Source organism: Streptomyces sp. NPDC001204 (genome assembly GCF_053598035.1).
In genome coordinates this window covers 35,554-57,740 of the sequence record NZ_JBSFJL010000013.1, presented here as the reverse complement: position 1 = coordinate 57,740, position 22,187 = coordinate 35,554, and the positions used below count along the sequence as shown (strand labels likewise).

At 71.3% G+C, this 22,187-nt stretch carries 15 protein-coding genes and 1 pseudogene; 7 read left to right on the top strand and 9 right to left on the bottom strand.

The features are described 5' to 3' along the window. Window positions 1–10: 10 nt before the first annotated feature. Window positions 11–889 carry an STM4011 family radical SAM protein gene (locus ACWC91_RS19475; RefSeq protein ID WP_450641469.1) on the top strand — a complete coding sequence of 293 codons (879 nt, stop codon included), beginning with the start codon at window positions 11–13 and terminating at the stop codon, window positions 887–889. Window positions 890–1,331: 442 nt separating this feature from the next. On the opposite strand, the gene ACWC91_RS19470 is transcribed toward ACWC91_RS19475, so the two are convergent. The 4 genes from ACWC91_RS19470 to ACWC91_RS19455 form a co-directional block, all read right to left on the bottom strand. Then, window positions 1,332–4,040 carry an ATP-binding protein gene (locus ACWC91_RS19470; RefSeq protein WP_376499631.1) on the bottom strand — a complete coding sequence of 903 codons (2,709 nt, stop codon included), beginning with the start codon at window positions 4,038–4,040 and terminating at the stop codon, window positions 1,332–1,334. Window positions 4,041–4,522: 482 nt separating this feature from the next. Continuing rightward, entirely contained in the window at window positions 4,523–5,092 is a 570-nt protein-coding gene (locus ACWC91_RS19465) for a hypothetical protein (RefSeq protein ID WP_450725987.1), read from the bottom strand. Continuing rightward, window positions 4,999–5,805, bottom strand: a complete 807-nt coding sequence (locus ACWC91_RS19460) for an MFS transporter (protein ID WP_450641354.1) — start codon at window positions 5,803–5,805, stop codon at window positions 4,999–5,001. Before ACWC91_RS19460 ends, ACWC91_RS19465 begins: the two co-directional genes overlap by 94 nt. Before the next feature lie 81 nt (window positions 5,806–5,886). Then, window positions 5,887–6,549 (bottom strand): GntR family transcriptional regulator, encoded by a 663-nt coding sequence (locus ACWC91_RS19455; RefSeq protein ID WP_225077868.1) that lies wholly within the window; start codon window positions 6,547–6,549, stop codon window positions 5,887–5,889. A 494-nt stretch (window positions 6,550–7,043) separates the two neighbouring features. On the opposite strand from ACWC91_RS19455, the gene ACWC91_RS19450 reads away from it, so the two are divergent. Further along, window positions 7,044–8,936: a CocE/NonD family hydrolase gene (locus ACWC91_RS19450; protein WP_225077869.1), complete on the top strand. Its 1,893-nt coding sequence runs from the start codon at window positions 7,044–7,046 to the stop codon at window positions 8,934–8,936. Between the two features lie 250 nt (window positions 8,937–9,186). Then, window positions 9,187–10,818, top strand: coding sequence for a CehA/McbA family metallohydrolase (locus tag ACWC91_RS19445; RefSeq protein WP_450641355.1), 1,632 nt, complete (start codon window positions 9,187–9,189; stop codon window positions 10,816–10,818). An 89-nt stretch (window positions 10,819–10,907) separates the two neighbouring features. Here ACWC91_RS19445 and ACWC91_RS19440 read toward each other — a convergent pair whose 3' ends face one another. After that, on the bottom strand, window positions 10,908–11,984 hold the full coding sequence (locus ACWC91_RS19440) for a ParB-like protein (protein ID WP_450641356.1): 1,077 nt from the start codon (window positions 11,982–11,984) through the stop codon (window positions 10,908–10,910). A gap of 428 nt (window positions 11,985–12,412) precedes the next feature. Between ACWC91_RS19440 and ACWC91_RS19435 the strand changes: the two are divergent. From ACWC91_RS19435 to ACWC91_RS19425, 3 genes and pseudogenes are all read left to right on the top strand, one after another. Next, window positions 12,413–13,303, top strand: a pseudogene (locus tag ACWC91_RS19435) (lysozyme); the annotation flags it as partial. A gap of 39 nt (window positions 13,304–13,342) precedes the next feature. After that, the gene (locus tag ACWC91_RS19430) at window positions 13,343–13,726 is read left to right on the top strand and encodes a peptidoglycan-binding domain-containing protein (protein WP_225077918.1); all 384 of its coding nucleotides are present in this window, start codon (window positions 13,343–13,345) and stop codon (window positions 13,724–13,726) included. A 55-nt stretch (window positions 13,727–13,781) separates the two neighbouring features. After that, the gene (locus ACWC91_RS19425; protein WP_450641359.1) at window positions 13,782–14,561 is read left to right on the top strand and encodes a D-Ala-D-Ala carboxypeptidase family metallohydrolase; all 780 of its coding nucleotides are present in this window, start codon (window positions 13,782–13,784) and stop codon (window positions 14,559–14,561) included. Between the two features lie 36 nt (window positions 14,562–14,597). Here the strand turns inward: ACWC91_RS19425 and ACWC91_RS19420 are convergent, their stop codons facing one another. From ACWC91_RS19420 to ACWC91_RS19405, 4 genes are all read right to left on the bottom strand, one after another. Further along, window positions 14,598–15,764 (bottom strand): permease, encoded by a 1,167-nt coding sequence (locus ACWC91_RS19420; RefSeq protein WP_281154762.1) that lies wholly within the window; start codon window positions 15,762–15,764, stop codon window positions 14,598–14,600. A 104-nt stretch (window positions 15,765–15,868) separates the two neighbouring features. Then, window positions 15,869–16,474 (bottom strand): class I SAM-dependent methyltransferase, encoded by a 606-nt coding sequence (locus ACWC91_RS19415; RefSeq protein WP_376499621.1) that lies wholly within the window; start codon window positions 16,472–16,474, stop codon window positions 15,869–15,871. An 89-nt stretch (window positions 16,475–16,563) separates the two neighbouring features. Next, a complete protein-coding gene (locus ACWC91_RS19410) occupies window positions 16,564–18,309 on the bottom strand; it encodes a discoidin domain-containing protein (RefSeq protein ID WP_376499619.1) in 1,746 nt (581 codons plus the stop codon). A 113-nt stretch (window positions 18,310–18,422) separates the two neighbouring features. Beyond that, a complete protein-coding gene (locus tag ACWC91_RS19405; protein WP_281154759.1) occupies window positions 18,423–19,517 on the bottom strand; it encodes a DUF1996 domain-containing protein in 1,095 nt (364 codons plus the stop codon). 395 nt (window positions 19,518–19,912) lie between these two features. Between ACWC91_RS19405 and ACWC91_RS19400 the strand changes: the two genes are divergently transcribed. Then, a complete protein-coding gene (locus tag ACWC91_RS19400; RefSeq protein WP_450641361.1) occupies window positions 19,913–22,126 on the top strand; it encodes a discoidin domain-containing protein in 2,214 nt (737 codons plus the stop codon). Window positions 22,127–22,187 lie beyond the last annotated feature (61 nt).

Below are 22,187 nucleotides of genomic sequence, written 5' to 3'. Positions count from 1 at the left end.
GGGAGCCCGCATGGACCTGACGATCCTCTACCGCGGCCCGCTGGCGTCGTGCGACTACGACTGCCCGTACTGCCCGTTCGCCAAGCGCCGGGACAGCCGCGCCCAACTCACCGCGGACCGCGCGGCGCTGGAGCGTTTCGCCGCCTGGGCGGCCGCGCAGCGCGAGGACCGGCTCTCCCTGCTGTTCACGCCGTGGGGCGAGGGACTGGTGCGCTCCTGGTACCGGCGCACGCTCGCGGAGCTGAGCGGACTGCCGCACATCCGCCGGGTGGCGATCCAGACCAACCTCAGCTGCCGTACGGACTGGCTGGACACGGCCGACCTGGACACCCTCGCCCTGTGGTGCACCTTCCACCCCGGGCAGACGCCGTACGACCGCTTCCTCGCCAAGTGCCACGACCTGGCCGCGCGCGGTGTCCGCCACAGCGTCGGAGTCGTCGGTGTCCCCGAGCATCTGGAGCAGGCGCGTCGGCTGCGCGAAGACCTCCCCGACCACGTGTACCTGTGGGTCAACGCCGCCGAGGGCCACACCTACACCGACGCCGAAGCCGACCGGTGGACGACCCTGGACCCGCTCTTCCCGTACAGCCGCCACCCGCACCGCAGCGCGGGCCTGCCCTGCCGTACGGGAGAGTCGGTCATATCGGTGGACGGCGAGGGCACGGTGCGCCGCTGCCACTTCGTCCGCTCCGAGCTGGGCAACCTGTACGACGGCTCCTACCGACGGGCTCTGCGCCCCCGTCCGTGCCCGCTGGCCGTGTGCGACTGCCACATCGGCTACGTCCACCTGGAGACGCTGCCGCTGTACGACGTGTTCGCGGGCGGCGTCCTGGAACGGATCCCGGCCGCGCCGCCCGCGGTTCCGCGTCTGGTTCCGACGGCCCGGTAGCCGGCAATCCCGCGGGCCTTCTCAGGCGGGGCGGCCGGGTGCCCGGTCGAAGTCGTCGTCGCTCATGCGCAGGAGCGCCCAGCCGACCCCGGCGAAGCCGGCCCCGGCGAAGCCGGCCCCGGCGAAGCCGACCGCGGCGACCAGCAGGCCGACGCCGGACGCGATGTGCCCCGGTATGAAGGGGCGGGTGAAGCCGCCCGGCGCCAGGGCGATGCCCGCCTCCCGGCGCTCCCGGCGCTCCCGGCCCTCCCCGCCCTCCCGGCGCTCCCGGCGCTCCCGGCCCTCCCCGCGCTCCCGGCCCTCCCTGCCCTCCCGGCGCTCCCGGCCCTCCCCGCCCTCCCGGCCACGCTGCGCCTCACCCAGCGCGGCCAGGCCGTCGTTTGGGCACGCGACGCCGGTCTGGGCCGCCCGCGCTGAGAACTCCCCTCATTTCCAAACCGGTTCAGCCGTGCTCCGCGGGGCTCGCTCCGCGCCGCGCCAACGGGCGTGTCCCATTGAGCCGCAGTCTCAGCGCGGACAGCTCGGCACGGCCCCGCTCGGCGAGGCGGTCGGCACCGCACTCCTCAGCCAGCTCGGCGCCCTCGGACAGAAGCCCGGTCGCCCGGTCCGTGGCGCCGCCGCGCCCGAGTTCCGCGCCGAGGTCGATCAGGGCCTCGGCGTAGGCGTGCCGGCTGGGGGATCGGCGCAGTATCTCCACCGCGCGCTCCCGCAGGGGCAGCGCCTGCCCGTCCTCGGCCACCGCGGCGCTGAAACTCAGCGCCTCACCGATGGCGGTGGGCGTGCCGTAGCGTTCGGCCCGCCGCAGCATCTTCGCCGTGAGGGCGCGGGCGCGCGCGGGGTCCTCCTCGGCGACGGCGAGGGCGAGGTGTCCCGCCCAGGGGCACCAGGTCGGGTTGACGATGCCCTTGGCCTCCAACCGTGCTCCGGCGGCGGTGAGTTGCGCCTCGGCCTCCTTGCGCAGGCCACGGGCGAGAAGCAGCCGCCCGTAGACCGTCTGGGAGTCCGGGAAGACCACCGCGGTCAGGTACGGGGGCGCGAAGTCGTACGTCCTGGCTACCCGCAGCGCCTCCTCCACACGGCCCCGGGACAGCAGGACGTCCACCAGCAGCCCCACGGCGTACCACCGGGCGGGCACCCGGTCGCCCACCCGCTCGGCCAGGCGCACTCCCTCGCGTGCGCACTCCTCCGCCTTGACGAGCATCCCCCGCCGGAACCAGACCAGGCCGAGGAGGGTGAAGCCGAAGGAGAGGTGCGCACCGCTCCAGCCGACCTGCTCGCACTCGGCGATGGCCGAGCTGAACAGCTCCTCCGCGCGGTCGCATTCGTCGGCGTACATGTAGCTGAGCGCGGCCACGCTGGGCAGTTCGAAGCCCCAGTCCGGGTCGGTGTAGCTCAGGCCCATGGCGCGTGCGGCGACGTCCAGCGTGTCCGCGGCCGGCTCCCCGCGCAGCATCGCGTCCCAGGTGCGGACGCACAGCAGGGCGCGCTCCTCGATGGTCTCTCCGGGCAGGTGCTCGACGAGCCGTGCGAGCCGGAGGGAGCGGTCGGACGCCTGCTCCTCGTGCGCGTCGAAGACCAGCCACAGGTAGTGCGCGACCTGCATGCGCAGCCGTGCCCGTGGCGAGTGGGACCGGGCCACCTCGGCGCCCGCGACGGTGGCCGCCTTGGCGAGTTCGTCGTTGTGGGCGAACACCTGGGCCAGCCGGAAGGTGGCGTTCTCCCTCAGCTCGGGGTCCAGAAAGGGCTGTTCCAGAGCCGCGGTGAGGTGGTTGACCGTGGTCGCGGGAGCGGTGAGCAGGGCGGAGCAGCCGAGTTCGTAGAGCACGCCCGCACGGTCCTCGGGCGCGGGAGGTTCGCGCAGCGCGCGTTCCAGACAGCGGCGGGCCGCGTCGGGCGCGCCCAGGCGGAGGTTCTCGCGGGCGGCGGCGCGCAGTTGCCGGACGGTGTTCGGGTCGCCCTCGGGGTGGGTCTCCAGCAGGTGCCGGGCGGCGGCGGTGATGCCCAGGCCCGCGTCGGCGAGCGCCCAGGCGGCCTGGCCGTGCAGCCCGGTGCGTGTGGTCGGCGGGATGGCCTGGTACACGGCGGTGGCGATGAGCGGGTGGATGAATTCGAGGGTGCGGGTGCCGGTGAGGATACGGGCGACACGCAGCCGGTCCGCGGCGGCCTGCGCCTCGGCCGGGGGCAGTCCGGCCACCGAGGCGGCCAGCTCCGCGGAGATCTCGGTACCGAGCACCGCGGCGGCCCAGGCGAGCCGGACAGCGGCGTGGCCGAGCCTCTCCAGGCGTTTGATCAGGCCGGTGCCCCGCGCGCTCGCGGCGAGTTCCCCCAGCAGGGAGGCCGACTCCGCGTCCGGGGCGAGGTTCCGGTCCTGGACCTTGGCGATCAGCTCGACGGCCTCGTAGGGGTTGCCACCGGTGACCACCCAGCACTCGCGGCAGAAGACGTCGTCGGCCTCCGCTCCGAGCGAGCCCCGCACCAGTTCGGCCACCGCCTCCGGGCTGAGGGCGTGGAGCGGGATCGGGCGTGCGCTGCGGCCGTCGATGAGTTCGCGGAACGCCTGCGCCTCGGCCGGCACCTCGTCCGGCCGGTACCCGATGACCACCAGCAAGGGGAGTTCCCGCGCCCTCACCGCGAAGGCGGAGAGCCAGGCGAGAGACTCCAGGTCGCCCCAGTGGGCGTCGTCGAGGACGATCACGACCGGTGCCCGGCGCACGGCCACCTGGGTGACGACCCAGTCCAGACCGTCCCGGACGCCCTGCGGGTCGGGCCCGGCGGTACCGGTCTGCTGAGCGAACAGGCCGACGGCCGGTCCGGCGATCTCGTACCACCCGCCGAAGATCTCGCGGCGCTCGGCCTCGGTGCAGGAGGCGAGGACGGGCTGGAGCAACTGGCGTACGACGTGGAAGGGGACGGTGTGCTCCTGCTCGCTGCCCCGGGCGGACAGCACGGTGCAGCCGCGCGCGGCGGCCATGCGCCGGATCTCGGTCAGCACGGTCGTCTTGCCCAGTCCGGCGGCGGCGCTGAAGAACAGCAGCCCGCCCCGCCTGCCTTCGCCGTTGCCCGCGCAGATCCCCTCCACCGCTTTCTGTGCGGCTGTCACCTCGTTCTCGCGCTCGTACAGGGGCTTCCCCAGCCGATCGCGTCCATCCACGATGGTGGTCCTCTCGGTGCGCTGCCGTTCCGACACTCCGTTACCCCTGATCTGCCGGTATGCCGGGAAGCCTAGCGAAACGCACACGCGGACTGCACAGTTGCGTGCGAATTGGTTGCGGACGGCCGCGAGAGGGTACTCACGCCCGGACTTGACGCTCCATCAGCAATCGGAACCGGCCGGAGACAGCTCGGGGTGCTGCGCCAGGGCCAGCCGGGTGCGCCGGATGTGACCGGCCGGAAAACGCTCGGCGCCGGGCGGGATCGGCACGCCGGACGGTGTCCGGGACCAGCCGGTACTCGGTCCTGGCCGCCGGGATGCGCCCGGAGCAGCCGGTCGTGAGATGACCGACGAGCAGAGCGACGGCGGCCGGACCGCCGACGGCTTCGGGATCACCGCGACGGCGGCGGGGCGATGACAGCGCCCTCACGGCGCGCCCTGCCCGCGCGGGCAGGGCGCGCCGTGAGGAACGGGCGCGGGTGTCAGCGGGCCGGGGCCTCGGCGGGCCGTGTCTCGGCGGTGCCGGTCCCGGCCGCGGCGAGTGTTCCGGCGGTCCGCCCCGAGGAGGTCGCGATCACCGCGAGGCTGGTCAGGGCGAGGAGGGTCAGGACGGCGAGCATCACGGTGTAGGACGCCAGCGCGGACAGCGCCGCCAGGATCGCGGGCAGCAGGAATCCCGAATAGCACAGGGCGTAGTAGACGCCGGTGATGCCGGCCATGTCGTCGGGGGTGACGATCCGCTGGATCTCCAGCAGTCCGGAGACGACCCCGATGCCGTAGGCGGCCCCCAGCAGGACGGCTCCGCCGAGGCCGAGCCAGGGCGAGCGAACGGCCGCGTCGCCGGCGCAGACGGCCATGCCGCAGGCCATGAGGATCATCGCGACGATGATCCCCCGCGCCGAGTCGAGGCGCTTGGCGAAGGGCTGGACCAGCGCCCCGGTGCCGAGGGTGCAGACGGTCAGCAGGGTGGCGTAGGCCAGGGCCCAGTTCCCGATCCGGTCGCCGACGAGCTGGGGGGTGACCGCGTAGGCGACGCCGGCCGCGCCGAACACCCGGGGGCCATCGGAAGCACCACGCGCAGGAACCGGCGGTGTCCGGCGGCGGGGACCTTGAGGTCGGCCCACAGACCGCGGACGGCGGTGGTCCGCGCCCGGGTCTCCACGGCGCGCGCCAGCATGAACAGGGCGGGCAGGCTGACCAGGACGTGCACCAGGTACGGGGTGATCATCGGCCAGGGGCCCCACTGGGCCAGCACGCCGGCCACTCCGGCGCCGAGTCCGAAGCCGAGGGTCAGCGAGAGGGAGGCGCGCCGCGCCCCCGCGCCGGAGTCGGCCGCCGGGTCGTGCGGTGCCTGGGAGAGCTCCTTGACCCAGCTGGTGCCGACCGCCATCGCGATGCCGACGGCCAGGCCGCTGAGGAAGCGGCCCACGTAGACGGGGATCTGTCCGGCCACTCCCCCGCACAGGACGGCGCTGGCCGCGAGTGACGCCGCGGTCGCGACGGTCATCAGCGGGCGACGGCCCCAGCGGTCCGAGGCGGCCCCGCCCACCAGCAGCCCGGGTACGAGTCCGAGGACGTAGGCGGCCAGGAAGGCGTCGACCGTGACCGCGGAGTAGCCGCCGAGGCGGCGGTACATCAGCAGCAACGGGGTGAACTGGTTGCCGCCCCACCCGGAGCAGAACATGGCGGCCGCCGCCGGCAGCCACGGCCTGCCCCTGCCGGACGGTACGGCGGGACGACCGGTCGGCCACCGGGTGGTGCTCATGACGGTGCTGCTCCTTGCTTGTTCACGTGCTGATACCGCCGGGGTTTCCGGTGGGGGTGCCGGCGGGTGTCTGTGACGGGGTCAGCGGCCCGTCGCGCCGCGGTGGGCGTCCAGGTGGGCCCGCAGGGCGCCGGCGAACCCCTCGTCGTCGCGGTCGGCGATCCGCTCCACGAGCAGGCTGTGCTCGTGGATCAGCGAGGCCAGGCGCTCCGGCTGCGGCTGGAGGAGCTGCACGGCCATGCGCCGCTGGCGGTCCCGCAACGTGTCGTAGAAACGCTCGGCGAGGCCGTTGCCGGAGGCCGCCACGATGCCGTGGTGGAAGGCCTCGTCCGCCTCCGCGAAGGCCGCCACGTCGGCCCGGCGGGCGTGCTCCCGCTGGACGTCGATCAGGTCGGACAGCCGGCTCACCAGGTCGTCGAGTGGCTCGGCACGACGGGCGATGCGGCGCACCGCGCTGCTCTCCAGTGCCTCGCGCAGCTCCAGGACGTCCTCGGCCTCGCCCGGTCCCACCGGCACCACCACGGCTCCGCGCTTGGGGAAGAGCTGCAGCAGCCCCTCGGCCTGGAGACGGAGGAAGGCCTCGCGGACCGGGGTGCGGCTGAGTGAGGTGCGCTCGGCGATCTCGCCCTCGCTGATGAGGCTCCCGCCGGGGAGCCGCCCATCGATGATGAGCTCTTTGGTCAGGTCGTACGCACGCTCGGCGGCCGGCACGCGGGCGGTGGAGGGGGTGGTGTTGGCGGCCATGTCTCCACCATAGCACTCATAGATACAACCTTAGATACATCACGGCCCACGTCCGCCACGACACGAAGGCCGGCGACGGCGGAGCGCCATGCCCGCGCCGATCGAACCAACATCAAACCGACGACGAACCAACGACGAACCGGCGAGAGCCGACGAGAACCGGCGATGATCAGCCCGCGGGCGAAGAGGGTCCGTGTGATCCCTGCCGGCCGCTCCTGACGTGGGCGGCAGGGCGATTCGCCGCCGACCGATGTCCCCGCGCGCCCACGGGGCGCCGAACCGGTCGGGGTCACACCGGTAACACCCATGACACGCAGCCCCGTTGACTCGTTTCAATGATGATCATAGGCTCCGTCGCCGACGGCTCCGGTGCACGCCCGCGATCCGGCCATCGGCATGCGTGCGACCGCCCACACAGCTCTGACGGTGGGTCAGGGGCCGTGCTCGACCGCACCACCTGCACCGCCCCGTACCTGACACTCCGGGAGGAGCAAGTGAACAGACGTCGCACGGCCACCGCGGCCGCCTCGGCACTCGTCACCACCTTCGCGCTGACCGCCGCGCTCGCCGGCCCCGCCACCGCGGTGCCCGGCGCCGCGGCCCAGCCCGCCGCGGAGCAGACCCGGACGGGGGCGATCGCCACCGCGACCGACCCCGTCGCCCATGAGGAGAACGACCGCGTCCCGAAGGGCTCGCTCTGGACGCAGCACTACTTCCCGTCCTCGGACGGCTCCGACACCGAGCTGCACGCCGACGTCCTGCTGCCCGAGGGACTGGCCCCGGGCAAGAAGGTGCCCGTCATCCTGTCGGTGGGCCCCTACTTCGGGCACTCCGGGCAGACCGATCCCGAGGGCTGGAAGCACACCGGCCCCTCGTCCCGCTTCCAGGACTTCATCGAGGGCACCGACCTGTTCGCCCAGGGGTACGCCTTCGTCATGGTGGACCTGCGCGGCTTCGGCGGCTCCACCGGCTGCCTCGACTGGGCGGGTCCCGGCGAGCAGGCCGACGTCAAGGCGGCGATCGACTGGGCGGCGAAGCAGCCGTGGAGCACGGGCTCGGTCGGCATGTACGGCAAGTCGTACGACGCCGTCACGGGCCTGATCGGCAACAACCTGAGCCAGAAGGCCCTCAAGGCCGTCGTCGCCCAGGAGCCCGTGTGGGACATGTACCAGTACATCTACTCCAACGGGGTGCCCCGCCCGAACGTCACCGGCACCGCCAACGCCTACAACTCCATCGCCACGCTCCCTCAGATGGCGGACGACGACCCGCACTACCTGGCCAACGCCCAGTGGGAGAAGACCCACCCGGAGTGCCTCACCCAGAACTCGGCCGGGTACAAGATCGCGGACCAGTGGGACAAGCACTGGACCGACCGTGACCTGGCGAAGATGGCCAAGGGCACCAAGACCCCGCTGTTCATCACCCAGGGCTTCATCGAGAACAACACCAAGCCCGAGGAGATGCAGGAGTACCTCGACAACCACGTGGGCCCGGAACGCGGTTGGGTCGGCCAGTGGGAGCACGTGCGCGGCGGCGACCGCACCAGCGACGGGCGCCTGTCCATGGGCCGCGAGGGCTGGTACGACGAGACCCTCGCCTACTACGACGAGTACCTCAAGGGCATCAAGCCGAAGGTCAAGTACCCGGCCTACGTCGTCGAGGACTCCACGGGTGCCTGGCGCGCCCAGAACACGTGGCCGGTCGTGAAGCGGTCCGTCACGCTCCCGCTCGGCAACGGCTCGTACCTGGACGACGGTGGCGCCTCGGGCCGCGCGGCCCTGGCCGCGGCCGGCGAGCCGACGCCGCAGACGCTCGGGAAGCCGTCCGGCCAGTGGGACATGGAGAACGCGCCCGCGACCGACCAGGCCGCCCCGAAGGGCCTGGCCAGGGGGCTGGCGAAGCTCCAGAAGGACGGCAAGGTCACATCGAGCTTCTTCGTGTGGTCGAAGCCGGTCGGACAGGCCGTGCGCCTCACCGGCACCCCGCAGGTCTCGCTGACCGCCAAGGGTGAGGGCAACGTCATGCTCAAGCTGTACGACGTCGCCCCGAACGGCAAAGCCGTCATGTTCGACGAGCAGGTCTCGCTGCTGCGTTCGGGCCGGATGACCGTCGACCTGAAGGCGACCGACTGGACCCTGGCCGCGGGTCACGTCCTGGCCGTGGAGATCGGCTCCATCCAGACCGGCTCGTGGCGTGCCACGCCGTCCGGCCAGACGGTCGAGGTCAAGGGCGCGCAGCTCAGGCTGGCCCTGGACGACCCGGCCCGCGACACGGCCACCGCCGGCGCCCGTTCCCCGTTCCTGGACACCTACCTGCGCCAGTACACGGTGAACCTGTCCGCCGGTCCCGCCTCGTTCACGGTGACCCCTGGCGGCCACCTCTGAGCTGAGCGGCAACACACGACGAGGGTCCCAACCGCCGAAGTTGGGGCCCTCGTTGGCGTATCGACAGGGCAGGTCCGCGTGTCACGCGGCGCTTGCGGGGGTGCGAGAGGCGCGGCAACTCACCGCCACCGCACACCAGCCACAGGCTCTTGCCGGGCGGGCCATGCCCGGCTCATCCGCCGTTCACGGAACCCCATGAGGCTCCAGAGGCTTTCCGCGCATCCATCACCGAGCCTGCCGAGGACGGAACATGTGCCTTGACGGACACTGCGAGCACAACGTGAAGCCCCTGGAGCCCGACACCGCGGGCGTCGGCGACGCCGGTGCCGGACTGGGACGCCGGCGACTGCTGCTGGCGGGAGGTGCCGGAGCGGCCGCCCTCACCCTCGCCCCGGTCTCCTTCGCGCGAGCGTCGGACGGTCCCGCCGGCACCCCGCCTGCGAACGGCAGCGAGGCGACCCGCACCATCACCGGCTTCCTGGAGACCGGCGTCGCGGACTTCGTCCACCTGCCGGTGGAAGTCCCCAGAGGCGTAAGGAAGATCGCCGTCTCCTACTCCTACGACAGGCCATCCGTGCCGTCGGGTGTTCCGGGCAACTCGTGCGACATCGGGGTCTTCGACGAGCGCGGGACCGCGCTCGGCGGCCGCGGCTTCCGCGGCTGGTCCGGCGGCTTCCGGACCTCGTTCGAGATCGGCGCCGGCGAGGCCACGCCGGGCTATCTGCCCGGCCCGGTCAATCCGGGCACCTGGAACATCGTCCTCGGCCCCTACCAGGTGGCTCCCCAGGGCATGAACTACCGGGTGGAGGTGACGCTCACCTACGGCGAGCGCGACCCGGCCTTCGTACCGCACCACCCCCCGCAGCGCGCGAAGGGCCGCGGCCGCGACTGGTACCGCGGCGACTGCCACCTGCACACGGTCCACTCCGACGGAAAGCGCCTGCCGGCGGAGGTCGCGGCCGGCGCGCGCGCCGCGGGGCTGGACTTCATGGTCTCCACCGACCACAACACGTCCTCCTCGCACGCGGTCTGGGGCGAGCACGCCGGTCCGGACCTGCTCATCATCCCGGGCGAGGAGGTCACCACGCGCAACGGGCACTGGCTCGCCCTGGGCCTTCCGGCCGGTGAGTGGGTCGACTGGCGCTACCGCTCGCGCGACGACGCGTTCGACCGGTTCGCGCGTCAGGTCCACCGCAACGGCGGCCTCGTGGTGCCCGCGCACATGTACTGCGCGTACGTGGCCTGCCAGTGGAAGTTCGGTTTCGAGAACGCGGACGCCACGGAGGTGTGGACCGGTCCGTGGACCTACGACGACGAGCACGCGGTCAGCACCTGGGACCAGAAGCTGGGCGAGGCGGTCCGCACCGGAAAGCGCTGGCTGCCGGCCATGGGCAACAGCGACGCGCACAGCGAGCCGCAGGTCATCGGTCTGCCGCACAACGTCGTCCACGCGGACGACCTCGCCACCGACTCGCTCATGAAGGGCATCCGCACGGGCCGCAGCTGGATCGCCGAGTCCGCCTCGGTCGAGCTGGCCTTCACCGCCACCGGCGGCGGCGGGCAGGCCGGGATCGGCGAGAAGCTCACCGTGCCCGCCGAAGCCCCGGTGGACATCCGCCTCGACGTCCGGGGCGTGCCCCACGGCACCGTCCGGTTCATCACCGACGAGGGCCAGATGCACCAGGAGTCCGTAGGCGCCTCCGGCACCGGCACGGTGGTGTGGCGGACCACCGCCTCGCTCGCCGCCTATGTGCGCGCCGAGGTCCGCCACCCGATGGCCGACGGCTCCCCCGGCCAGGGCAACACCATGGGCGACGCACTGCTGTTCGGGCCCATGGCCGCCATGACCAACCCGGTCTTCCTGGAGCGGAAGGGCCGCTGACGTACGCGGCCGGGTGCGGTCTTCGCGGGACCGCACCCGGCCGGCGGTGTCAGGTGGCCCGGGTTCCCGGTGAGCCGGGCGGGGTCACCTCAGCCCAGACCGTGCGCCCGCTTGTACTCCAGCGTGTAGGCGAGCTTTCCGGGCTTGGCGTCGGAGTACGGCTCGCTCAGCTTGTTGAACTCGCCCTTGCTGGCCGCGCTGCCGTCGTTCCAACGGTCCAGCGCGCCGAGTTCGGCGGCGGTGAAGCCGCTGTCGACGACGGCGCCCTTGGGCAGCGCCGTCATCGTCTCGGTCAGGGACTTGACGGTGGCCAGGTAGTTGTCGAGGTCGTTCGGGTTCCAGCCGGCCAGGTCGATCGGCTTGGCGTCACGGACCCAGCTGCCCCAGTAGAACTCCTGGAACGGCAGCCCGTTCTGCGCGTAGCCGATGTCACGGCCGAAGTAGAGCAGGCTGCGGTACTTGTCGTCGGTGAAGTTGGCCAGACCCACACTGGCCGGCAGCTTGTTCACCGTGACCTGCCTGCCCTCGAGGTCGCGCAGGTACACCCACTTGTGCGCCTTCATCTCGTCCCAGAAGGACTGGCGGGTCAGGTTGCTCAGGTTGGCCTGCACCCGCAGCCGGACGTGCAGGTCGGCCCCGCCGTCGGGGGTCTCGTAGAAGGAAGTGAGCGTGTGGTGCCCGTCGGTGAGGAACGGTTCGCCGCCGGGGCCGATGACGACGGTCTTCATGGGAGCGACGCTGTCCGCCGTCTCCGCCCCGACCGGGAGTTCGCACGTGAACGACGACGGGTCGTCAAGTCGCGCGCCGGAGGACACGGTTGCCGCCGTGGTCCGGCCGTCGGCCTCGCACCAGTCGTCGAACTTCTTGTTGATCGTGTCCTTGCCGAGGGTGTAGCGGCCGAGCTTGTAGTACACCTCGTCGTAGCCGAGCGACGGCTGGGTCGGGTGCACGTCGCCGATGCGGACGTCGAGCAGGTCGCCGGGCTGGGCGCAGAGGTACCGCGAGAACGGCGTGCTGCGGTTGTCGTGGCCGCAGAACGACGGCCGGGTGCCCGGAGCACCGGGTGCGGCGGCGGCGACGGGCGTCAGCGCGGCGACGCCGGCCCCGATGACGGCGAGGGCCACTCCGAGGGCCGAGGCCCGGCGGGACGGAGATCCGAAGCGCATCACACCTGCTCCTTGCGATATGGGGAATGCCGACGGTCAGCGTGTGGCCGATCGCCCAATGCACCGGATCGTCCCGGTGACATCGGGCGGAGCCGCAGGTGAACAATTCACCGTCAACCGGCTTCCGCACGGCGCTTCCTGACGGATCTCCGTGCGCGCCGCTCAAGAACCGCCGCCCCTCATTCAACTTTTCACACCTCGAAGATGTTGCGAGCATGTCAACACATCCCTTACGTTTACGCGCGTCAACCCAACCCGTACGCCGAGGAATTGACGGCGTGCCCGGCATCTGCTGACCCCCCACCGCGACCGGCGCCGCCCACCGCCGCTCACCCCTCCGACGCTCCACTCCCGACCGTCGATGGCCGTCACCACGGCCACCCCGGCCCAAGCGCATCGCAGTGTCCCTCCACACCTCTGGGAGCACCATGCCTTCAGCCACCCCCTCGCGGTTCAGACCCGGCAACACCGGTACCGGCCCCCGCCGTACGTTCGCCCGTGCGGCCGGGCTGCTGACCGCCGCACTGACTCTGCTGGTCCTGCCCGGCACCGCCTCGGCGACGGCCGCAGGCGACCCCGGTACCGCCACCGGGACCCCGGTGCGCATGACGCACCCGGACCGGGACCACGCCGGATCCGAACTCCAGCAACTGGGCGCGGGATCCCTGTCGGCCGCCGCCACGCTCGCCGTCAGCACGGGTCCGGCGGGCCTCGACGTCAGCGGCTACCAGGGCAACGTCGACTGGACGTCCGTCAAGAACAAGGGCGCCGCCTTCGCCTACGTCAAGGCCACCGAAGGCACCACCTACACCAGCCCCTACTACTCCCAGCAGTACAACGGCGCGTACAACGCCGGACTGATCCGCGGTGCCTACCACTTCGCGCTGCCCGGCAACTCGAGCGGTGCCGCGCAGGCGGACTGGTTCGTCAGCCACGGCGGCGGCTGGACCGCCGACGGCAAGACGCTGCCGCCCGCACTGGACATCGAGTACAACCCCTACGGAGCCACCTGCTACGGGCTGAGCCAGAGCGCGATGGTGTCCTGGATCAGGGACTTCAGCAACCAGGTGCGCACCAAGGTCGGTCGCTACCCGACGATCTACACCACCACCGACTGGTGGACCACCTGCACCGGCAACAACAGCAGCTTCGGGGCCACCAACCCGCTGTGGATCGCCCGTTACGCCGGCAGCCCCGGCACGCTGCCCGCCGGCTGGTCGGCCCAGACGATCTGGCAGTACGCCGACTCCGGAACCTTCCCCGGCGACCAGGACACCTTCAACGGCACCCTCACCGACCTCCAGGCCTTCGCCAAGGGAGGCGGCTACAACCCTCCGCCGACGGCCAGTTGGCCCACGGTGAAGCAGGGGGCCTCCGGTGAGCGGGTCAAGACCGTGCAGTACCTGCTCAACGCGCAGGGTTCCGCGTTGACGGTGGACGGGGCGTTCGGGCCGGGGACCGACTCGGCGGTGCGTTCCTTCCAGTCCGCGCACGGCCTCGCCGTGGACGGCGTCGTCGGACCCGCCACCTGGCAGGCCCTCATCGTCACCGTACGGCAGGGTTCGTCGGGAGCCGCGGTCCAGGCGGTGCAGAGCCAGCTCAAGGCTCACGGCGCCTCGTTGACGGTCGACGGCGCGTTCGGGCCCGCGACCGACACCGCGGTGCGTTCCTTCCAGTCCTCGCACGGCCTCGCCGTGGACGGCATCGTCGGTTCCAACACCTGGCAGGCCCTGGTCGCTTGACCTTCGAGGAGTAGTCACCAGTAGCCACCCGTAGTCACCAAAGGAGGAGACTTCCATGAACCCGGCACGACACCCCCACCGAAGCATCGACCGCCGCACCCTGTTCCGGAGCGCGGCGGGCGTGACGGCCGCGCTCGGCGTGGCGGCGGTCACCGGCGTCGCCACGGCCGGCACGGCCTCGGCCTACGGCTGGAGCCGTACCCTCCAGCAGGGCGCCTCCGGCTCCGACGTGGTGGAGCTGCAGATCCGCGTCGGCGGCTGGGCCTCCGGCAGTGCCTCCCAGACGTACGTGGCCTGGGACGGCTCCTTCGGCCCGGCCACGGCAGCCGCCGTCCAGCGTTTCCAGTCCGCCTACGGACTGGGCGCGGACGGCATCGCCGGCCCGCAGACCCAGAGCGTCCTCAACAGCCTCGAGGCGAGCGACGGATCGACCGCCCACTTCAATTTCAGCGAGTTCTACTCCAAGGACGGCGCCGGTTTCAACAACGGCAAGGTCGCCGCCGCGACGGTCAAGGAGAACGTCCGCCGGCTGATGTACAAGCTGGAAGCGGTGCGCAAGAAGGCCGGCAACAGCCCGATCACGGTCAACTCCGGCTTCCGCAGCATCGCGCACAACGCCGCCTCGGGCGGCGCGTCCAACAGCATGCACCTCTACGGCGTCGCCGCCGACATCGTCGTCTCCGGCCACAGCACCCTGCAGACCTACCGGATCGCCGAGACCTGCGGCTTCTCCGGCCTCGAGGCGTACACGAACTCGTGGCAGCACTGCGACAGCCGCGTCCAGTACCCCTCGTACGGCTCCGGCTCGTGGTGGTGGGAGAGCGGCGTGGCGTGACCCGCCCGCTCCGGCACAACCGGCCCGTCCGCGCCGTCATGGCACGGACGGGTCCGTCCGGTCGTGGCCGGTGTGCGGTGAGCCGCCCATCATGCGCAGCATGGACAGCCCGCCGGTCCGCCAGAACCGCACCAGGAGCAGCGCGGCGAGGACGAGGAAGGCGATGTTGAGCCAGGTGGTGTAGTTCCATCTGATGCCTTCCATGGGCAGCCTCGCGGCGGCCTGGTCGGGGATCAGGCCGAGGCCGCCGAAGACGAATTCCACGACGTAGCCGGCGACGACCATCGCGAGGTAGAAGGTTCCCAGCAGGAAGGCGGCCATCCGGGCGCCGTAGTACTTCCGGTAGATGTTGAGGATCGGCAGGATCAGCAGGTCGGCGAAGATGAACGCCACCACGCCGCCGAAGCTGATGCCTCCCTTCCACAGCACCACCGCCAGCGGCACGTTGCCGATCGAGCACACGAACGAGGCGATCGCCACCAGCGGGCCGATGACGGGCCCCCACAGCTTGGCGGCGAGCGGGTGGCCGTCGAAGAAGAAGGTGCGCCAGAACGAGTCCGGGACCCAGGCGGCGACGGCACCGGCGATCAGCAGTCCGACCACCAGGTCGCGCAGGATCGCCGCCCATTCCATGACGAAGACGTGGCTGACGGCGGTGAAGCCCTCGCGGGAGACCAGACGCCGGGTGAAGGAGCCTTCGCGCCGCACGGACATGTCCATCGCCGCGTGGCCCTCCATCGACCCGGCCAGGCCCCGTTCCGCCTGTGCCCGGGCCTGGCGCAGCGGCCTCTCGCGCAGGAGCAGCCGGAAGAGGACGGCCAGGAGGACGATCATGACGGGGCCGCCGACGAACTCGGCGGCGGTGAACTGCCAGCCCATCAGCAGCGCGAGGATCACGCCGAGCTCGACGACGAGGTTGGTGGAGGCGATCTCGAAAGCCATCGCCGCGGTGAAGTCGGCGCCCTTGCGGAACAGGGAGCGGGCCAGCGCCACCGCGGCGTAGGAGCAGGACGAGGACGCCACGCCCAGTCCGGCGGCGACGGCGAGGGTGCGGGGACGGTCGTCGCCGAGCAGTGCGACGACGGTGGACTTGCGGACCACGGCCTGGACGACCGCGGACAGGGCGAAGCCCAGGATCAGGGCCCAGGTGATCTCCCAGGTCATGGATCCGGTGATCGACAGTGCGTGCAGTACGGCGTGCATCTGTGCAGCCTTCCCCGCAAGGCCCGGCACACGGCCGAGGGACACGCCCGCCGCCGGGGTCGGGACGGCGGGGGCCGGACTACGAAGCCCTCGTCACCGAAGCGTCACCGGCGGTGGACGCTGACGGCATAGCCGCCGCCGTCGTACGGGTCGGCGTTCCAGGTGGCGAAGCGGTCGACGAGGGTGAGGCCGGCCGCGGCGCAGCAGTCGTCGTACTCGGCCAGCGTGATGCCGGGCGGCACGGGCAGGTGGGCTTCGTCCAGGCCGAAGCCGGCGACCAGCAGTCCGCCCGGGCGCAGGGCGGCGGTCAGGCGCTCGACCACGGCGGCCTCGGTGCCGGCGGCGAGCAGCGGGAAGATGTTGCCCGCGGCGACCACGAGATCGAAGTCCGCCGCGATGCCGAGCGGGTCCGGCTCGAACGCGGCCAGATCGGCCTGGAACCAGGGCAGCTCCGGCGCCTGCTTGCGCGCCATCGCCAGCATCGACGCGTCGAGATCCACTCCGACGCAGTCGTACCCCAGCTCCGCGAGCCGGATCATGACCCGTCCGGTACCGCATCCGGCGTCCAGCACCCGCGCCCCGGCAGGCACGAGAGCGGCACAGAACCGCGCCTCACCGTGCACGTCCTTCCCGCTCCGGGCCAGCGCCGCGAACCGCGCGGCGTAGTCCTCGCCGGACGTCTCCCCGGTCAGTTCCCTCCAACGGCTCATGCGGCCCACTATAGGTCGACGGTGCACCGCTCGAAGAGGCGACCGACCGGGGCGTACCACCCAGCGGATGCCGTGGCCGATCCGCGCGCTCAGGCGTAGACGCCCAGCTCGTACAGCGAGTACCCCCAACCGGTGCCGCGTTGCACGCAGTTGACGCGTACGTACCGGGCCGCCCCGCTGAGGTCGAGGTCGTCCACGCCTCCGTTGCCGTCGGTGATCCGGCGCAGCGTCTGCCAGTTCTGGCCGTCGTTGGACGTCTGGATGGTGTAGGCCTTGGCGTAGGCGGTCTCCCAGACCAGTTGGACGTGCCGGAAGGAGGTGGGGGCGCCCAGGTCGACCTGGATCCACTGCGGGTCGCTCCAGTCGCTCGCCCAGCGGGTGTCCGGGCGGCCGTCGACGGCGTTGGCGGCCGTGCACGGGCAGTCCCCGCCGGACGGCTGGAACGAGGAGGCGGTGGCCGTCCTGCCCCGGGCCACGTTCGTCCCGTCGATCACCGGTGGGATCACCCTGATCGAGCGCGACTGGACGCCGACGTTTCCGTGGCCGTCGGTCGCCTTGACGTAGATCTTCCAGACGCCGGGGCGATCGGGTGCGGTGAATTTCAGCCTGCCCGCGCCCTCACTGGTGGAGCGCCGGGAGTTCAGCTGCCCGCTGCCGTCGAGGTACATGCTGTTGTCCAGGACCTCGTACGCGACCGGGTCGCCGTCGGGGTCGGTGGCCTGGACGTCGAGCGTCAGGTCCCGCCCGGCCTCGACCGCGCCCGGGTTGCCCACGACGCCGATCTCGGACAGCACAGGTGGGGTGTTGTCGTGGGAGGTGTCGCCTCCGTAGGCCTTCTTCACCGCGTAGTAGGACAGCCGTTTCTGTCCGGCGGGCAGCAGGTTGAACCAGATGCCGCCGAAGTCGTACTCCGTGCCGTAGTGAAAGAGGGTGGCGCCGAGCGCGACGCCGCTGTGGCCGGTGACGCAGTTCCACGCCTTGGTGTAGCCCGCGGCCTTGGCCTGGTCGTTGGGCTCCGCCGGGACTCCGTTGGCGTCGTTCGGCACCTCCCACTCGCCGGCCGGGCCGGTCTCGGTCACGATGTACGGCTTGTCGTACCCGCCCTGTTCCCAGGCCGATCTGACGTCGCAGACGCCGTTGTAGGAGTTGACGGCGTACAGGTCCAGGTCGGGCGCGTTCCGCTTGAAGTACGGCCAGGCGCCGACCCACGCGTCGGTGGAGGTGACCGGGTGGTTCGGGTCGATGCCGTGGATCCTGCGGGCTACCTCGTCGACGAAACCCGTATAGGCGTCGCGCTGTCGTTCCAGCTGGTCGCCGCTGTAGCAGTTCTGCAGCCCCAGGACCGACTCGTTGCCCACGTCCCACATGAGCACGCCCGGGTTGTCCTTGTAGGTCTGGACCCAGTTCGTGAACTCGCCGAGCATCGTGTTCTTGTACGTGGAGTCCGTGACGTAGTCGACGCAGCCGCCGCTGCCCGGACCGCCGCCGGGCTGGAGCCAGAATCCGGCGACGACCTTGATGCCGTGTGCGGCAGCGGAGTCCAGGAGCGGCTTGCTGGTGGCGTCCGTGCCCCAGGTGCGGATGGTGTTGACGCCCATGGAGCGCAGGTCCGGCAGGTAGGTGCCGGCGTCGGCGGCGGACGGGCCCCAGGTCAGGCCCTTGATCTGGTACGGCTTCCCGTCCACGGTCAGCTGCCAGGCGCCCTGGCCGCCGGTGACCTTCACGACGCTGCCGGCCGCGTGGGCCTGCGCGGCGGGCAGGGCGGTGAGGGCTCCGACGGTGAGGAGGCCCGCGGTGAGCGGTGCGGTCAGGCGGCGGGTGCGGCTTCGTGGCATGAGGGTCTCCGATGCGCGGGTGTGGGGGGTCGGGCGGCCCGGGCGTGGTGGGGCGTGTCCGGCCGGGCCACCCTGCTTCGAGGAGTGGTGCCGTGTGCCGTTCCGGGGGCGGTTCAGGGAAGCCGGTAGTCCCCGTTCAGCGCGGCTCCCGCCTCGGGGTGCGTCTCGTCGTAGCCGCGTGCGTCGCACTGGAGGCCGCCGACGATGCAGTGGCCGACCATGGCCGCCAGCGTGGGCTCGTCCCAGGCGTTGAAGAAGTCGTAGTGGAAGGACCAGGCGGCCCCGCTCGACAGCCTCACCCGGGACATGTCACCGTTCACCGGGAACGCCATCTTGAACTCGATCATCGGCAGCGCGACCGGGTGGTCGGCCGGGCAGATGTTGTCGTTCGTGCCGGGCCTGACCACCGGATAGGCCATGTGGCTGCGGTGGTCGGGGGTGTCGAGGTACTTGCCGTCCCAGCAACTCGGTGCCTGGAAGCGGATGTTGAGTTGCACGTCGGGCCTGATGGGGCAGTTGGCGGGGAAGTCGACATTGAAGTAGCTGTCGCCGCACTCCCAGCCCTCCACGAAGCCGGGGCTGTTGCGGAACTCCTGGGCGCTCTGCAGGGGATTGCCCACCACGAAGCGCAGGCCCTTGGGGAAGGATCGCACGCTGGTGTAGTCGGTGACGCCCGCCTTGTAGTAGATCGTCTGCGGGCCGACCGGCAGCACCGGCTGGTCGCCGTTGTAGAGGGTCGGCACCCAGTAGCCCGAGCGGTCGCCGGGCGCCTTGCAGGTGGTGCCGCCCGCGTCCAGTGACGCGGTGGTGCTGTTCGCGTCGGTCGTGGTGTTGCCCATGAACGTGTGGTCGTGCGACTTGCCCGGCTGCTGCGGATAGACGATGGGGTCGTCGGGCCTGGTGTGGGTGAACGAGCAGTTGGCCTGGAACTCGTGGAAGTAGCGATGGGGCGGGTTCTCGGCGGACGGGGTGACGCCGGTGACCGGCGGGTTCGCCGGGATGTAGCCGTCACCGTCCGGGTCCTCGGCCGAGAAGGCGGTCGACGCGGCCATGACGTGCCCGGAGTGGCCGGCCGCGAAGGACTCCGCCGCCGCACTGCCGGGCGCGGGCGGCCCGGCGCTGGTGGCGACGCCGGCCACGCCGAGCGAACTCATCAGCAGCGCTGCGGCGATCAGCATTCCTGACAGGGCTTTCGATCTCCGTGGCATGGAGACCTCCTGAACTCAGGGGGTGAGAAGTGGGGGGTGAAGAAGGGCGAGCGGGCACTGGCCTGACGGCATGTCATACACGTCGGCGGTGGGAGTGCGCTCTCCTGCCCTGGGAGTGTTGAGGCCTTGACGCGCGGGTGTCAAGGCATGCCACAGAAGGATCAGCACTGTCCCGCCGGCCTTACTTCCTGAACGCCACCTCCCCCCTGGTGGGCACGGGTGTCGTCAACGCTTGAAAAGTTTCCCGTGTCCGAGGGCTTGCCCACCCCCCGGTCTCATCAGTTAAATCAAGATGTGAACTAAGCAGCGTGGGCGTGTAGTTGAGCTTGCGCACGCCATGTACGCCGCCCCGCTCCCCTCGCGAACACTCGTCCATCGCACCCGACGGGACCCGTATGAGACTCAGATCCTTGGGTGTCGCGCTCGCCGCAGCGGCAGCGCTCATCGCCCTTCCCGCCACCCAGTCGCCGGTCGCCGCGGCGGCCGGGACTCCGCTGCCGCAGGGCAGGACCGCCGCGTCGCCGTCCGGCCAGAGCGCCGGCGTCGCGGCCGCCTGCGGCACCGGCAACGCCGCCCTGGGCAGGCCCGCGTCGGCCTCCTCCACCGAGAACGCGGGCACCCCGGCCTCCGCCGCCTTCGACGGAGACCCCGGCACCCGCTGGTCCAGCGCCTTTTCGGACCCGCAGTGGGTCCAGGTCGACCTCGGCTCGGTCCAGAACCTGTGCAAGGTGGACCTGACCTGGGAGACCGCCTACGCCAAGGAGTTCCAGATCCAGGCCTCCGCCAACGGCCAGAGCTGGACCACGCTGAAGAGCGTCACCGGCGCGACCGGTGGCACCGCCTCCTACGACGTCAGCGGCTCGGGCCGCTACCTGCGCGTCTACGGAACGGTCCGCTCGACCGGCTACGGCTACTCGCTCTGGGAGGTCGCCGTCCACACCGAGTCGTCCGGCGGCGGCACCCCGCCCGTCCAGGGCGGCGGCGACCTGGGGCCGAACGTCATCGTCGTCGACCCCTCCACCCCCAACCTCCAACAGAAGTTCGACCAGGTCTTCGCCCAGCAGGAGTCCAACCAGTTCGGCTCCGGCCGCTACCAGTTCCTGCTCAAGCCGGGCACCTACAACGGGATCAACGCCCAGATCGGCTTCTACACCTCGATCTCCGGCCTCGGCCTCAACCCCGACGACACCCAGATCAACGGTGACGTCACCGTCGACGCGGGCTGGTTCAACGGCAACGCCACCCAGAACTTCTGGCGTTCCGCCGAGAACCTCGCCATCAGGCCGTCCCACGGCGACGACCGGTGGGCCGTCGCCCAGGCGGCGCCGTTCCGCCGCATCCACGTCCAGGGCGGCCTCAACCTCGCCCCGAACGGATACGGCTGGGCCTCCGGCGGGTACATCGCCGACTCGAAGATCGACGGCACCGTCGGCCCGTACTCCCAGCAGCAGTGGTACACCCGCGACAGCTCGGTGGGCGGCTGGACCAACGGCGTGTGGAACATGACGTTCACCGGAGTGCAGGGCGCGCCGGCGACCGACTTCGCGACCGGCTCGTACACCACGCTCGACACCACGCCGGTCTCGCGCGAGAAGCCGTTCCTCTACCTCGACGGCAGCACCTACAAGGTCTTCGTACCCGCCAAGCGCACCAACGCACGCGGTGTGTCCTGGCCGGCCAACGCGGGCACCTCCCTGCCGCTCGACCAGTTCTACGTGGTCAAGCCGGGCGCCACCGCCGCCACCATCAACCAGGCACTGTCCCAGGGCCTCAACCTCCTGTTCACGCCCGGCGTCCACCACCTCGACCGGACCATCGACGTCACCCGCGCGAACACCGTGGTGCTCGGACTGGGCCTTGCCACCCTCGTGCCCGACAACGGCGTCGACGCGATGCACGTCGCCGACGTCGACGGCGTCCGGCTCGCCGGATTCCTGATCGACGCGGGCACCGTCAACTCGGACACCCTCCTGCGGGTCGGCCAGCCCGGCTCCTCCGCCGACCACTCCGCCAACCCGACCACGGTGCAGGACGTGTTCGTCCGCATCGGCGGCGCGGGCCCCGGCCTCGCGACCAACTCGGTCGTCGTCAACAGCAACAACGTCGTCATCGACCACACCTGGCTGTGGCGCGCCGACCACGGCAGTGGCGTCGGCTGGAACACCAACCGGGCCGACTACGGCTTGTGGGTCAACGGCAACGACGTCCTCGCCACGGGCCTGTTCGTCGAGCACTACAACAAGTACGACGTGTACTGGAACGGAGAGCGCGGCCGGACGATCTTCTTCCAGAACGAAAAGGCCTACGACGTCCCGAACGCCGCCGCCATCACCCACGACGGCATCGTCGGCTACGCGGCCTACAAGGTCGCCGACACCGTCAACACGCACGAGGCCTGGGGGCTGGGCAGCTACTGCAACTTCACGGCCGACCCGTCGATCGTCCAGGCGCACGGGTTCCAGGTGCCGGTCAAGTCCGGCGTCAAGCTGCACGACATCCTGGTGATCTCCCTGGGCGGCATGGGCCAGTACGCCCACGTCGTCAACAACACGGGCGCGCCCACCTCGGGAACGAGCACGGTGCCGTCCAAGGTGGTCCAGTTCCCCTGACCGGGGACGGATGACCGGTTCGAACCGGCGTGAGCCTGCGGCGAGTCACCCACCGGTGGCT

What these genes read in the sequence shown, in the direction of transcription:
- ACWC91_RS19475 (WP_450641469.1), top strand. Translation starts at nt 11, where the DNA reads ATGGACCTGACGATCCTCTACCGCGGCCCGCTGGCGTCGTGCGACTAC.
- ACWC91_RS19460 (WP_450641354.1), bottom strand. Translation starts at nt 5,805, where the DNA reads ATGAGCACCACCCGGTGGCCGACCGGTCGTCCCGCCGTACCGTCCGGC.
- ACWC91_RS19455 (WP_225077868.1), bottom strand. Translation starts at nt 6,549, where the DNA reads ATGGCCGCCAACACCACCCCCTCCACCGCCCGCGTGCCGGCCGCCGAG.
- ACWC91_RS19445 (WP_450641355.1), top strand. Translation starts at nt 9,187, where the DNA reads ATGTGCCTTGACGGACACTGCGAGCACAACGTGAAGCCCCTGGAGCCC.
- ACWC91_RS19440 (WP_450641356.1), bottom strand. Translation starts at nt 11,984, where the DNA reads ATGCGCTTCGGATCTCCGTCCCGCCGGGCCTCGGCCCTCGGAGTGGCC.
- ACWC91_RS19425 (WP_450641359.1), top strand. Translation starts at nt 13,782, where the DNA reads ATGAACCCGGCACGACACCCCCACCGAAGCATCGACCGCCGCACCCTG.
- ACWC91_RS19420 (WP_281154762.1), bottom strand. Translation starts at nt 15,764, where the DNA reads ATGCACGCCGTACTGCACGCACTGTCGATCACCGGATCCATGACCTGG.
- ACWC91_RS19415 (WP_376499621.1), bottom strand. Translation starts at nt 16,474, where the DNA reads ATGAGCCGTTGGAGGGAACTGACCGGGGAGACGTCCGGCGAGGACTAC.
- ACWC91_RS19410 (WP_376499619.1), bottom strand. Translation starts at nt 18,309, where the DNA reads ATGCCACGAAGCCGCACCCGCCGCCTGACCGCACCGCTCACCGCGGGC.
- ACWC91_RS19405 (WP_281154759.1), bottom strand. Translation starts at nt 19,517, where the DNA reads ATGCCACGGAGATCGAAAGCCCTGTCAGGAATGCTGATCGCCGCAGCG.
- ACWC91_RS19400 (WP_450641361.1), top strand. Translation starts at nt 19,913, where the DNA reads ATGAGACTCAGATCCTTGGGTGTCGCGCTCGCCGCAGCGGCAGCGCTC.